General features: G+C 64.8%; 11 protein-coding genes and 1 tRNA gene. 10 read left to right on the top strand and 2 right to left on the bottom strand.

Annotation, left to right across the window (positions count from 1 at the left end):
* The first annotated feature begins 1 nt into the window (after position 1).
* From AC1RCS_RS15965 to AC1RCS_RS15955, 3 genes are all read left to right on the top strand, one after another.
* A complete protein-coding gene (locus tag AC1RCS_RS15965; RefSeq protein WP_015013859.1) occupies positions 2–361 on the top strand; it encodes a PilZ domain-containing protein in 360 nt (119 codons plus the stop codon).
* 154 nt (positions 362–515) lie between these two features.
* Positions 516–1,322: a TatD family hydrolase gene (locus AC1RCS_RS15960; RefSeq protein ID WP_492245353.1), complete on the top strand. Its 807-nt coding sequence runs from the start codon at positions 516–518 to the stop codon at positions 1,320–1,322.
* Positions 1,319–1,993, top strand: coding sequence for an ankyrin repeat domain-containing protein (locus tag AC1RCS_RS15955; RefSeq protein ID WP_492245352.1), 675 nt, complete (start codon positions 1,319–1,321; stop codon positions 1,991–1,993). Before AC1RCS_RS15960 ends, AC1RCS_RS15955 begins: the two co-directional genes overlap by 4 nt.
* A 38-nt stretch (positions 1,994–2,031) precedes the next feature.
* On the opposite strand, the gene msbA is transcribed toward AC1RCS_RS15955, so the two are convergent.
* Positions 2,032–3,840, bottom strand: coding sequence for a lipid A export permease/ATP-binding protein MsbA (msbA, locus tag AC1RCS_RS15950; protein WP_492245351.1), 1,809 nt, complete (start codon positions 3,838–3,840; stop codon positions 2,032–2,034).
* Positions 3,841–4,080: 240 nt separating this feature from the next.
* On the opposite strand from msbA, the gene tolB reads away from it, so the two are divergent.
* From tolB to AC1RCS_RS15920, 6 genes are all read left to right on the top strand, one after another.
* Positions 4,081–5,400: a Tol-Pal system beta propeller repeat protein TolB gene (gene tolB / locus AC1RCS_RS15945; RefSeq protein ID WP_218341129.1), complete on the top strand. Its 1,320-nt coding sequence runs from the start codon at positions 4,081–4,083 to the stop codon at positions 5,398–5,400.
* Positions 5,401–5,444: 44 nt separating this feature from the next.
* Entirely contained in the window at positions 5,445–5,984 is a 540-nt protein-coding gene (gene pal, locus AC1RCS_RS15940) for a peptidoglycan-associated lipoprotein Pal (RefSeq protein WP_218294808.1), read from the top strand.
* Between the two features lie 8 nt (positions 5,985–5,992).
* Positions 5,993–6,781, top strand: a complete 789-nt coding sequence (gene ybgF, locus AC1RCS_RS15935) for a tol-pal system protein YbgF (protein WP_370627849.1) — start codon at positions 5,993–5,995, stop codon at positions 6,779–6,781.
* Positions 6,781–7,611, top strand: coding sequence for a tRNA threonylcarbamoyladenosine dehydratase (locus AC1RCS_RS15930; RefSeq protein ID WP_492245350.1), 831 nt, complete (start codon positions 6,781–6,783; stop codon positions 7,609–7,611). Before ybgF ends, AC1RCS_RS15930 begins: the two co-directional genes overlap by 1 nt.
* Positions 7,612–7,654: 43 nt before the next feature.
* Positions 7,655–7,730, top strand: a tRNA-Lys gene (locus AC1RCS_RS15925).
* A 333-nt stretch (positions 7,731–8,063) separates the two neighbouring features.
* Complete coding sequence (locus tag AC1RCS_RS15920) at positions 8,064–8,282, top strand: hypothetical protein (protein WP_218294817.1); 219 nt, start codon at positions 8,064–8,066, stop codon at positions 8,280–8,282.
* Positions 8,283–8,440: 158 nt separating this feature from the next.
* On the opposite strand, the gene AC1RCS_RS15915 is transcribed toward AC1RCS_RS15920, so the two are convergent.
* Positions 8,441–9,505 (bottom strand): AI-2E family transporter, encoded by a 1,065-nt coding sequence (locus AC1RCS_RS15915; RefSeq protein ID WP_492245349.1) that lies wholly within the window; start codon positions 9,503–9,505, stop codon positions 8,441–8,443.
* A gap of 233 nt (positions 9,506–9,738) precedes the next feature.
* Between AC1RCS_RS15915 and AC1RCS_RS15910 the strand changes: the two genes are divergently transcribed.
* Positions 9,739–12,618, top strand: a complete 2,880-nt coding sequence (locus tag AC1RCS_RS15910) for a 2-oxoglutarate dehydrogenase E1 component (RefSeq protein ID WP_218294819.1) — start codon at positions 9,739–9,741, stop codon at positions 12,616–12,618.
* The last annotated feature ends 3 nt before the right edge of the window (positions 12,619–12,621 follow it).

Genomic DNA, 12,621 nt, shown 5'->3' with positions numbered 1-12,621 from the left:
CATGAGCAGTCCATCCACCGCCCCCCGCCCCAGCGTCATGCAGCTGGCCATCAAGGAAAAGGCGGCCCTGTACGCGGCCTACATTCCCTTTTTCGCCGAAGGGGGCATTTTTGTCCCCACCCAGCGGGACTACAAGCTGGGCGATGATGTCTATGTGCTGCTGACGCTGCCGGACGACACGCAGCGCTACCCGGTGGCCGGCCGCGTGGCCTGGGTCACCCCGGCGCGGGCTGCGGGCAACCGGACGCAGGGCGTGGGCATCCAGTTTCCCAAGGACGAGAAGTCGCGCCAGCTCAAGGCCAAGATCGAGGAACTGCTCGGCACTGCGCTGGGGTCCGACCGGCCGACACAGACCATCTGAGCCGGCACCCGCCCACCGTGCCGACCCGTGCCAGGCGGGTCGGCATTTTTGTTTGCTGGCTGCGGCGGGCGTGCGGGGTTGCCGCCCACCCCGGAGGACTGCGGTGGCCACCGGTGGCCCGCCTGGCGCGCAAACACGATTATTTTGAAACCGCATGTTCACTGATTCGCACTGTCATCTCAATTTTCCCGAACTGGCGAGCCAGCTGCCCGCCATCCGCCAGGCCATGGCCGACGCGCGGGTGGACCGGGCATTGTGCATCTGCACCACCCTGGAAGAGTTCGAGGGCGTGCATGCCCTGGCCATGGCGCACGACAACTTCTGGAGCACGGTGGGCGTGCACCCGGACAACGAAGGCATCGCCGAGCCCACGGTGCAGGACCTGCTGGAGCGCGCCGCCTTGCCGCGCGTGGTGGCCATTGGCGAGACGGGGCTCGACTACTACGGCATGGAGGACCGCAAGGGAGGGCGCAGCATCGCCGACCTGGAGTGGCAGCGCGAGCGCTTTCGCAACCACATCCGCGCGGCGCGGGCGTGCGGCAAGCCGCTGGTCATCCACACCCGCAGCGCGTCGGACGACACGCTCTCCATCTTGCGCGAGGAGGGGGAGGACGGCCCCGGCAACCGCGCGGGCGGCGTGTTCCATTGCTTCACCGAATCGATGCAGGTGGCGCGCGCGGCGCTCGATCTGGGCTACTACATCTCCTTTTCGGGCATCGTCACATTCAAGAGCGCCCAGGAACTGCGCGACGTGGTGGCCTTCGTGCCGCTGGACCGCACCCTGATCGAAACCGACAGCCCCTACCTGGCGCCCGTGCCGTACCGTGGCAAGACCAACAACCCGTCGTATGTACCCTACGTGGCCAGGCAGGTGGCCGAAACCAAGGGGCTGGCGATCGAGGAGGTGGCCGAGGCCACGAACCGCAACTTCGACGCCTTGTTCAAGGGAGTGACCGAATGATCCACCATCGCCGCAACGTGTTGGCGACCCTGGCGCTGGGGCTGGCTGCTCCCGCTATCTGGGCAGGAGCCTACGAGGATTTTTTTGTCGCCATCCTGCGCGATGACGGTGGCGCCATCACCGCGCTGCTGCGCAGGGGGTTCGATCCTGATACGCGCGACCCGAAAGGCCAGGTGGGCCTCACCATCGCCTTGCAAAACGGCGCTTCCAAGGCCTTCTTTGCGCTGCTGGCCGCACGGCAGGTGAATGTGGATGCACGGAACGCACAGGACGAGAGCCCCTTGATGATGGCCGCGCTCAAGGGCAACGTGGAGGCCGTGAAGGCGCTTCTTGCACGCGATGCGGATGTGAACAAGACGGGCTGGACGCCCCTGCACTACGCGGCGTCCGCCGGCTCGCCCCAGCATGCGGCGATCATCGCGCTGCTGCTGGAAAACCATGCGTACATCGATGCCGCTTCGCCCAACGGCACGACCCCCCTCATGATGGCGGCGCACTACGGCTCCATCGAGTCCGTGCAGCTTTTGCTGGACGAGGGCGCCGACCCCACGCTCAAGAACCAGCTGGGCCTGACCGCCACGGACTTCGCCATGCGCGTGAGCCGCACCGATTCTGCGGAACGGATTGCCGCTGCCATACGCAAGCGCCAGCCCAACCGGGGCAGGTGGTAGGGCTCCTGCGAGGGTTTCCCGCGCGGGGTGGCGCGGGTTCAGTGGAGTGCGGCGGTTTCGCCCGAGGCCGGCCGCGCCTGCAGGCGCGCGTACAGCCCGCCCCGCGCCATCAGTTCGCCATGGGTTCCTTGCTCGGCAATGCGTCCACGCTCCATGACGATGACCCGGTCCGCATGTTCGATGGTGGACAGGCGGTGGGCAATGACCAGCGTGGTGCGCCCCTGCATCAGGCGCTGGAGGGCGTCCTGCACCAGCCGCTCCGATTCGGTGTCCAGCGCCGAGGTGGCCTCGTCCAGAATCAGGATGGGGGCATCCTTGTACAGCGCCCGGGCAATCGCCAGCCGCTGCCGCTGCCCGCCTGACAATTGGGTGGCGTTGTGGCCCACCACGGTGTGAATGCCCCGTGGAAGCGCCGCCACGTGTTCCGCCAGGTTCGCGGCCGCCAGGCATTCCTGCACGCGCAGGTCGTCCACCTCGCGCCCCAGCGCCACGTTGGCGGCGATGGTGTCGTTGAACATCACCACGTCCTGGCTCACCATCGCGAACTGCGACCGCAGCGATCCCAGGTCCCACTCGGGCAGGGGGCGGCCATCCACCAGGATGTCGCCCGACGCGGGCATCACGAACCGTGGCAGCAGGTTGACCAGCGTCGTCTTTCCGGCGCCGGAGGGGCCGACCAGGGCGACGATTTCACCGGGCTCCACGCGCAGGCTGACCTGGTCCAGTGCCGGGGCATGGTCGGGGCCGTACGACACCGTCACCCGGGACAGCTCCAGCGCGCCCCGCACGCGGTCCGTGCGGTACTGGCCGCCTGTTTCGGCGCCGGTGTCGCCCAGCAGCGCGAGTCCCCGTTCAAGGGCCGCCACCCCCCGGGTGATCGGGCTGGCGACATCGGCCAGGCGGCGGATGGGAGCTATGAGCATCAGCATGGCCGTGATGAACGACACGAAGCCTCCCACCGTGACGTCCTTCGCGTCCACCGCGCCACGGCTTTGCCACAGGGCGATGCAGATCACCACGGAGAGCGCCGCGGCGGCCAGCAACTGCGTGAGCGGTGTCATGGCCGCGGACGCAATCGTCGACTTGATGGCCAGGCGGCGCAGGCTCTGGCTCAGCCCGGCGAAGCGCCCGGCCTGGCCGGCCTGCGCGCCGTGCAGCCGCACCATGCGGTGCGCCAGCACGTTTTCCTCCACCACGTAGGCCAGCTCGTCGGTCGCCTGCTGGCTGCTTTTTGTCAGGTGGTAGAGACGCCGGGAAAGTGTCTTCATGATCCAGGCCACGCCCGGCACCACCACCGCCACGATCAGCGTGAGCTGCCAATTGAGGTACAGCAGGTAGGCCAGCAGCGCCACCAGCGTGAACCCGTCACGCGATACGCCCAGCAGTGCCTGCACGAGCAAGGTTGCGCCGGTCTGCACTTCGTACACCACGGTGTTGGACAAGGTGCTGGCAGACTGCCGCGAGAACAGGCCCATTTCCGCCGCCAGGACCCTGTCGAACAGCGATTGCCGCAGCGTCAGCATGCCCTCGTTGGCTATGCGTGCCAGCGCGTACTGGCCGACGAACTGCGCGACGCCGCGCACGAAGAAAACGCCCAGGATGGCCAGGGGCACCATCCACAGCTGCAGGGTTCCCTGGGTGAAGCCGCGGTCCAGCAAAGGCTGCAGCAGCGCGGGAATCAGGGGCTCGGTCACGGCGCCCACGAGGGTGGCGACAACGGCAAGGCTCCAGGCCATCCGCTGGTTGCCGAAGTAGACCGATAGCCGCTGAAGGCGCGTGGTCAGGCTTGCGGCAGGAGGAGGAGGGGGGGCGGGCGTGGCGCCCGGGCCTGAATCTGTGGCTTGCATGTGGCCCGGATTCTACGGTCGCGGGCTGCCAGGGCCTGCACGCTCCTCTGAGCGGTGCCAGATTGATCGGATGCGGGCCGGCGCGGCAGGAAAAAGCCAGCACCGAAGGCCATGCGCACGGTTGGCTCGAAATCAAGGCCGATGGCCCTGGTGGCCGCACAGTTTGTCACAGGGGTTTTCCCGCTGTGTGTAACATTCGGGTTTGCCCTTCGGCATTTGTTCGGCTACCGCTGGATGCCAATGACCACAGATCGAATCTCTACACACCCATCTCCTGCGGCTTTGCCGCATCCCTTGCGCCGCCAGATACTGGCCGCGCTCATTGCCACTCCCGCCCTGCCAGCACTGGCGCAATTTCGCGTCGAGGTGACGGGCGTTGGCCTGACCCAGCTGCCCATTGCGATCGCTCCGTTCCGGGGCGAGGCGCAGGCGCCCCAGAAGATGTCGTCCATTGTCCAGGCCGACCTGGAGCGCAGTGGCCAGTTCCGTGCGGTGGATGCGTCGGGCGCGGTGCTGGACGAAACCGCGCGCCCCGATGTGGCCCTGTGGCGCCAGAAAAGCGCGGATTCCCTGGCAACCGGCAGCATCACGCGCCTGGCGGATGGCCGCTTCGACATCCGCTTTCGCCTTTGGGATGTGGTGAAGGGGCAGGACCTGGGCGGGCAGAGCTTTGTGGTCACGCAGGGCGATCTGCGCCTGGTGGCCCACCGCATCGCCGATTTCATCTATGAAAAGCTGACGGGTGAACGCGGAATTTTCTCGACCCGCATTGCCTACGTCACCAAGACCGGCCCCCGCTACAGCCTGTGGGTGGCGGACGCCGACGGCGAGAATGCGCAGTCGGCCCTGTCGAGCCCCGAGCCCATCATCTCGCCCGCTTGGTCGCCCAATGGCGGCCAGCTCGCCTACGTCTCGTTCGAATCACGCAAACCCGTTGTCTACGTGCACGACGTGGCCTCCGGCCGCAGGCGCCTGATCGCCAATTTCCGGGGCTCCAACAGCGCGCCCGCCTGGGCTCCGGACGGACGCTCCCTGGCCGTGACGCTGAGCCGTGATGGCGGCTCCCAGCTCTACACCATCGACGCCAATGGCGGCGAACCGCGCCGCCTCATGCAGAGCTCGGGCATCGATACCGAACCCGTGTTCTCCGGCGACGGCCGCAGCATCTACTTCGTGAGCGACCGGGGTGGCGCACCGCAGATCTACAAGGTCCCTGCCTCTGGCGGCAATGCGGAGCGTGTCACTTTCACGGGCAGCTACAACATTTCCCCCAGCATCAGCCCGGATGGCCGCTGGCTGGCCTATATTTCCCGCGTTGGCGGGGCTTTCAAGCTGCACGTCATGGACCTGTCCTCCGGCACCGTGAATGCAGTCACGGACACCACGGCGGACGAGAACCCCAGTTTTGCTCCCAATAGCCGCCTCATCGTCTATGCCACCCAGCAGCAAGGGCGCGAAGCGCTCATGACCACCACGCTGGACGGCAAGATCAAGGCCCGGCTCGCGGGGCAGGCGGGAGATATCCGCGAGCCCGACTGGGGCCCATTTCAAAAGCAATGAACTTATCCGCACTTTCAGTTACCAAGCTTTCAGGAGAATTTTGGATGATCAAACGCATTACCCTTGCCCTTACCGTTGTCGCATTGATGGCCGGATGCAGTTCCGGCGTGAAGCTGGATGACGTGCCTGTCGAAGACAAGAACGCCACGTCCACCATGGGCACCAACAGTGGGGCCAACTCCGGCAACACTGCCCAGAGCGGCGTGGCCGGCGTGGACCTTGGCCAGTCGGGCCGCGATGCAGCCGGCCCCGTGGGTGTGAGCCGCATCGTCTATTTCGACTACGACAGCTACGTGATCAAGCCTGAATTCCAGTCCCTGATCGAAGCGCATTCCCGCTTCATCAAGTCTGGCAACGGCCGCAAGGTCATGATCGAAGGCCATACCGACGACCGTGGTGGCCGCGAGTACAACCTGGCCCTGGGCCAGAAGCGCGCCGAAGCCGTGCGCCGTTCGCTGGCGCTGCTGGGTGTGCCAGACAACCAGATGGAAGCCGTGAGCTTTGGCAAGGAAAAGCCCGCCGCCCAAGGCAATAGCGAAGACGTGCACGCACAGAATCGCCGGGCAGAACTGTCCTATCGTTGATGCGCACGTTGTCTTTTCCTGTGTCCTACCTGTTCAAGGCACTGGCGGCCGGGGCGCTGTCGGCGGCCTTGCTGCCCGCGGCGCATGCAGCCCTTTTTGAGGACGACGAGGCCCGCCGCGCCATCATCGAAATGCGCCAGCGTGTTGACGGGCTGCAAATGTCCCAGCAACGCGCAGCCGAAGAAATGCGCAGGCTTGGCGAAGAGAACGGCCAGCTCCGGCGCAGCCTGCTTGATCTGCAGGGGCAGATCGAGACGCTGCGCATGGAGCAGTCCAAGCTTCGGGGCCAGAACGAGCAGTTGCTGCGGGATGCTGCGGACCTGCAGCGGCGCCAGAAGGACATTGCCCAGGGAGTGGATGAGCGCCTGAAGCAGTTTGAGCCGGTGAAGGTGACGGTGGACGGCCAGGAGTTCCAGGCCGACCCCGCCGAAAAGAAGGACTTCGAAGCGGCCCTGTCCGTGTTCCGTTCGGGCAAGTTTTCCGATGCGAGTTCGGCATTTGCGGCGTTTGTGCGGCAGTACCCGCGCAGTGGCTTCGTGCCTTCCGCCCGCTTCTGGCTGGGGAACGCCCAATATGCCACCCGCGAGTACAAGGAGGCCATCAACAACTTCAAGCTGATGCTGGCTGATGCCCCCTCCCATGCCCGTGCCCCGGAAGCGGCCCTGTCCATCGCCAACTGCCAGATCGAACTCAAGGACACGCGGGCCGCGCGCAAGACGCTGGAAGATCTTCTGCGCGCCTACCCGCAATCTGAAGCTGCGATGGCGGCCAAAGAACGCCTTTCCCGCTTGAAGTGATGCCCGGCGTACCGTCTGTTCAAGCGGCGCCGTACCCCATTGTCGTGCCTGAGTCCGCCGCCCCGGATCGCCGTTTCGGCGGACTGGAGCGGCTGTACGGCGTGCAGGGCGCCGCCCGGATCCGCCAGGCACACATCGCGGTGGTGGGGATTGGTGGCGTAGGCTCATGGGCCGCCGAGGCCTTGGCGCGCAGCGGGGTGGGGCAGATCACCCTGATCGATCTCGACCATGTGTCCGAGTCAAATATCAACCGCCAGATTCATGCGCTCACCGGGACCATTGGACAAGCCAAGGTTCTGGCGATGCGGGACCGGATCGCACAGATTCACCCGGAGTGCACGGTCCATTGCATCGAGGACTTCGTGGAGCCGGAAAACTGGCCTGGGTTGCTTCCCGTGCCCGTTGATGCGGTGATCGATGCCTGCGATCAAGTCAAGGCCAAGACGGCCATTGCGGCATGGGCCCAGGCCAGCGGGGTGCTGCACATCACCGTGGGTGCGGCGGGTGGCAAGCGGCATGCGCACAAGGTGGATGTGGACGACCTCGCGCGGACGACCCACGATCCTTTGCTGGCGCAACTGCGCTATCGCATGCGCAAGCACCACCGCGCCGCACGCGAGGGCAAGAAGATCGGCGTGGCCTGTGTCTTCAGCCGAGAGGCTGTGGCTCCGCCGGATGCGTCATGCCAAATCGATGGGGATGGCTCCCTGAATTGCCATGGGTATGGTTCGGTGGTCGCCGTGACGGCCACCTTCGGCCAGTGTGCCGCGGGCTGGGTGCTGGACAAACTTGCCGCAACTTCCAGGAAGGCCGTAAAAACAACGCTATAATCCAAGGCTTTGCAGCCATCGGCCACGATTGCTGCAACAGGTCGGGACGTTAGCTCAGTTGGTAGAGCAGCGGACTTTTAATCCGTTGGTCACAAGTTCGAATCTTGTACGTCCTACCAAGCTCTACATGGAAACCCTGCTATCTATTTGGTAGCGGGGTTTTCTTTTTCCCGTCGAGGGGTTGCCCAATGCACTCCCTTGTGCGCAAACAGGCGTGAACGATTGCGTTTGGTAGGGAGCCGATGGGGCTGACCTAGCCCTCGAGGCGCTTTCACAAAGGCACGCTGCCAAGAGAGTGAGAAGCCCCTCGAAACACCGGGCGCCGTACGAGCGCCGTACCCGCTGCGCGGGGACTGGGCGAACGATAGTGGCCAGCTTGCGATGTTTTCTTACAAGGCACTGGTTCACATAGCGTTGACAATTTTTCCTCCACACGCCACCGGAGGTTGGTCATGCCATTTGAGTACCTGCAAGAACTCGCCGCTTGCGAGCTTCCATTGACTGTCCACGACCCTGCCTGCATTGACAAACTCAGGGTACTTCGGGCGGCCGATCTTGTCGCGGTGCTGGTGTCCAATGATGAAAGCCCGGTGCCATTTGCACGGGTGCTCTCGCTCACGGACAAGGGGCGAACGATGCTGGCCCAGGGCGAGGCGCGTGAAATCCTGTGACAGGGTATGGGGTGGGCAGCTCTGTGCCCGCGGTTTGGACCTCTCCGTGCGACCCCCTGCGACAAGGGCCCCGACGATGTCGGCCGATGGAGACCCCGCCAGGCGGCGATGGTGTGGTCACGCACGCCGTCGCCCTGGCTATTCAGGCAAGCGCCATGTCATTCTGTCGACGCTGATCCCGTCGTGCTGGGGGAGAAGAGATCCCAGCTGGCGATGAACAGGGCGGCGATGACAGGGCCGATCACGAAGCCTGTCAGGCCAAAAAGCGCCATGCCGCCCAGGGTCGAAATGAGCACGACGTAGTCAGGCATCTTGGTGTCCTTGCCCACCAGAATCGGCCGAAGGACGTTGTCCACCAGGCCGATGACCCCGATGCCGAACGCGGTCAGCACCACCCCTTGCCATACAGCGCCGGTGGCCAGGAAGTAGATCGCCACGGGCACCCAGATCAGTCCCGCGCCCACGGCGGGCAGCAGCGACAGGAATGCCATCGAAACGCCCCACAGCACGGGTCCCTGGATGCCCAGGATCCAGAAGATCAATCCGCCCAAGGCGCCCTGCGACGCGGCCACGACGATGTTGCCCTTGACCGTTGCGCGGATCACGGTGGTGAATTTGCTGACCAGCTGCCGCTTGTGCGTGTCATCCAGCGGTGTGGCCTGGCCGATGCGCAGCGCGAGGCTTGATCCATCGCGCAGCAGGAAAAACAGCAGGTACAGCATGATGCCGAAGCTCACCAGGAACTGCAGCGTGTTCTGCCCGATGCTCAATGCTTGCGCGGCCACGAACTGGCTCGCCTGGACGGCGACCGACGAGAACTTCTGTTGCAGTTCGCCAACGGTTGTGAGGTTCAGCCGGTCCAGCAGGTTGGCCGCCCAGGCGGGCAGGGCGGCGATCACCTGTTGCAGATAGAGCCCGAAATTGAGCTGGCCGGAGCGCATCCGCTCATAGATCACCGTGGCCTCTTGCACCAGCGACACCGTGATGGCGGTCATGGGCAGGATGACCACGATGAGGCACAGCCCCAGGGTGCACAGTGCGGCGAGATTGCGCCGCCTGGGCATGCGCCGCAGCAGCTTGCGGTGCAGGGGGGCAAAGAGAATCGCCAGGATGACACCCCAGAAGACGGCCCCGTGAAACTGCCACAGGATCGCCCCGAAGGCGATGGTGACAAGGGCCAGCAACAGCAAGAAGGCCTTGTTCTGGGGGGGGGGTGGTGTCATGTTGGTGCGTGGCAATGGGATACCCGGAATGTACGCGAGCGCGGGTTCCCGCTGCTGGCCGGCCCGCTCGTGAAAACCTTTCCCGTTGGGCGGCACGCTGTTCGGTGGCACAATGGCGCCCGTACCAAGGCCCTTCCCCAGCCACAGTCGCATCCGCCAATCGGTTCAGCCGTGTCGCGGAAGGTTTCTCAACCAGCTAATGCTTTCCCAAGGAAAGCGGAGGTCAGCGGAATATGAGCGATACGACGTCCGTCTATCAAGCCTACCAAGGCAACACCTACCTCTTCGGCGGCAATGCGCCCTATGTCGAAGAGATGTATGAGAACTACCTCGCCAATCCAGGCAGCGTGCCAGACAACTGGCGCGAATACTTTGACGCACTGCAAAACGTGCCCGCGGTGGACGGCAGCAATGCCAAGGACGTTCCCCATCTCCCCGTGGTCAATGCCTTTGCCGAGCGCGCCAAGCAGGGTGGAACCAAGGTCGTCGTCGCCACCGGCGCGGATTCGGAACTGGGCCGCAAGCGCACCGCCGTCCAGCAGCTGATCGCCGCTTACCGCAACGTGGGCCAGCGCTGGGCCGATCTGGACCCCCTGAAGCGCACCGAGCGCCCCGCCATCCCCGAGCTCGAACCCTCCTTCTATGGTTTCAGCGATTCCGACCAGGAAGTGGTGTTCAACACCAGCAACACGTTCTTCGGCAAGGAGTCGATGCCGCTGCGCGAGCTGATCAACGCCCTGCGTGAAACCTACTGCAGCTCCATCGGTGCCGAGTACATGTACGCCACCGACCAGAACCAGAAGCGCTGGTGGCAGGAAAAGCTCGAAACCATCCGCAGCAAGCCCAGCTTTGGCGCGGACAAGAAAAAGCACATCCTCGACCGCCTGACCGCGGCCGAAGGCCTGGAGCGCTTTCTCCACACCAAATACGTCGGCCAGAAGCGTTTCTCCCTCGAAGGGGGCGAAAGCTTCATTGCCGCCATGGACGAACTGATCCAGTCCGCTGGCGCCAAGGGCGTGCAGGAAATCGTGATCGGCATGGCCCACCGCGGCCGCCTGAACGTGCTGGTCAACTCCCTGGGCAAGATGCCTGCGGACCTGTTCGCCGAATTCGACCACACCGCCCCCGAAGACCTGCCATCGGGCGACGTGAAATACCACCAGGGCTTCAGCTCCGACGTGACCACCCCCGGCGGCCCGGTCCACCTGTCGCTGGCGTTCAATCCGTCGCACCTGGAAATCGTGAACCCCGTGGTCGAAGGCTCCGTGCGTGCCCGCATGGACCGCCGCGCCGACCCCCATGGCAAGCAGGTGCTGCCCGTGCTGGTGCACGGCGACGCGGCCTTTGCCGGCCAGGGCGTGAACCAGGAAACGCTGGCGCTGGCGCAGACCCGTGGTTATTCCACGGGCGGCACGGTGCACATCATCATCAACAACCAGATCGGGTTCACCACCTCCGACCCGCGCGACGCACGCTCCACGCTGTACTGCACCGACATCGTGAAGATGGTCGAGTCGCCCGTGCTGCACGTGAACGGCGACGATCCCGAAGCCGTGGTGCTGGCCACTCAGCTCGCCCTCGAATTCCGCATGGAGTTCCAGAAGGACGTGGTCGTGGACATCATCTGCTTCCGCAAGCTGGGCCACAACGAGCAGGACACGCCTGCGCTGACCCAGCCGCTCATGTACAAGAAGATCGGCCAGCACCCCGGCACGCGCAAGCTGTACGCCGACAAGCTGGCCACGCAGGGCCTGGGCGAAACGCTGGGCGACGACATGGTCAAGGCCTACCGTGCCGCCATGGATGCGGGCAAGCACACGGTCGACCCGGTGCTGACCAATTTCAAGAGCAAGTACGCCGTGGACTGGAGCCCGTTCCTGGGCAAGAAGTGGACGGACGCTGGCGACACCGCCATTCCCCTGGCCGAGTGGAAGCGCCTGGCCGAGAAGATCACCACCATCCCTGAAAGCGTGACGCCGCACCAGCTGGTCAAGAAGGTGTACGACGACCGCGCCGCCATGGGCCGTGGCGAGATCCCCGTGGACTGGGGCATGGGCGAGCACATGGCGTTCGCCTCGCTCGTGGCCAGCGGCTATCCCGTGCGCCTGTCGGGCGAGGACTGCGGCCGCGGCACCTTCACGCACCGCCACTCGGTCATCCATGACCAGAAGCGCGAGAAGTGGGACATCGGCACCTATACGCCCCTGCAGAACGTGGCCGAGAACCAGGCTCCGTTCGTCGTGATCGACTCCATCCTGTCCGAAGAGGCGGTGCTGGGCTTCGAGTACGGCTACGCGTCCAACGACCCCAACACGCTCGTGATCTGGGAAGCCCAGTTCGGCGACTTCGCCAACGGTGCGCAGGTCGTGATCGACCAGTTCATCGCCTCCGGCGAAGTGAAGTGGGGCCGCGTGAACGGCATCACGCTGATGCTGCCGCACGGCTACGAAGGCCAGGGCCCCGAGCACAGCTCGGCACGCCTGGAGCGTTTCATGCAGCTGTCGGCCGACGCCAACATGCAGGTGGTGCAGCCAACCACGGCCAGCCAGATCTTCCACGTGCTGCGCCGCCAGATGGTGCGTGATCTTCGCAAGCCGCTGATCATCATGACGCCCAAGTCGCTGCTGCGCAACAAGGATGCCACCTCGCCGCTGTCCGAGTTCACCAAGGGCAGCTTCCAGACGGTGATCCCGGAGCAGGACGAAGCCATCGTGAAGAAGGCCGCCAAGGTCAAGCGCGTGATCGCCTGCTCCGGCAAGGTGTACTACGACCTCGTGAAGAAGCGCACCGAGCGCGAAGACGATGACGTGGCCATCATCCGCGTGGAACAGCTCTATCCCTTCCCGCACAAGGCTTTTGCCGCCGAACTCAAGCGCTACCCCCATGCCACCGACGTGGTGTGGTGCCAGGACGAGCCGCAGAACCAGGGCGCCTGGTTCTTCATCCAGCACAACATCCACGAGAACATGCTCGAAGGCCAGAAGCTGGGCTACTCCGGCCGCGCGGCATCGGCGTCGCCTGCCGTGGGTTACTCGCACCTGCACCAGGAACAGCAAAAGGCGCTGGTGGACGGCGCGTTTGCCAAGCTCAAGGGGTTTGTCCTGACCAAGTAAGGC

Source organism: Acidovorax sp. GW823-FHT01C06 (assembly GCF_058798375.1).
This window is presented reverse-complemented; position numbering and strand designations above follow the sequence as displayed.

Excerpts from the sequence above, each read along its gene's own strand:
- AC1RCS_RS15965 (WP_015013859.1), top strand. The coding sequence starts at position 2 with ATGAGCAGTCCATCCACCGCCCCCCGCCCCAGCGTCATGCAGCTGGCC.
- AC1RCS_RS15960 (WP_492245353.1), top strand. The coding sequence starts at position 516 with ATGTTCACTGATTCGCACTGTCATCTCAATTTTCCCGAACTGGCGAGC.
- AC1RCS_RS15955 (WP_492245352.1), top strand. The coding sequence starts at position 1,319 with ATGATCCACCATCGCCGCAACGTGTTGGCGACCCTGGCGCTGGGGCTG.
- msbA (WP_492245351.1), bottom strand. The coding sequence starts at position 3,840 with ATGCAAGCCACAGATTCAGGCCCGGGCGCCACGCCCGCCCCCCCTCCT.
- tolB (WP_218341129.1), top strand. The coding sequence starts at position 4,081 with ATGACCACAGATCGAATCTCTACACACCCATCTCCTGCGGCTTTGCCG.
- pal (WP_218294808.1), top strand. The coding sequence starts at position 5,445 with ATGATCAAACGCATTACCCTTGCCCTTACCGTTGTCGCATTGATGGCC.
- AC1RCS_RS15930 (WP_492245350.1), top strand. The coding sequence starts at position 6,781 with ATGCCCGGCGTACCGTCTGTTCAAGCGGCGCCGTACCCCATTGTCGTG.
- AC1RCS_RS15920 (WP_218294817.1), top strand. The coding sequence starts at position 8,064 with ATGCCATTTGAGTACCTGCAAGAACTCGCCGCTTGCGAGCTTCCATTG.
- AC1RCS_RS15915 (WP_492245349.1), bottom strand. The coding sequence starts at position 9,505 with ATGACACCACCCCCCCCCCAGAACAAGGCCTTCTTGCTGTTGCTGGCC.
- AC1RCS_RS15910 (WP_218294819.1), top strand. The coding sequence starts at position 9,739 with ATGAGCGATACGACGTCCGTCTATCAAGCCTACCAAGGCAACACCTAC.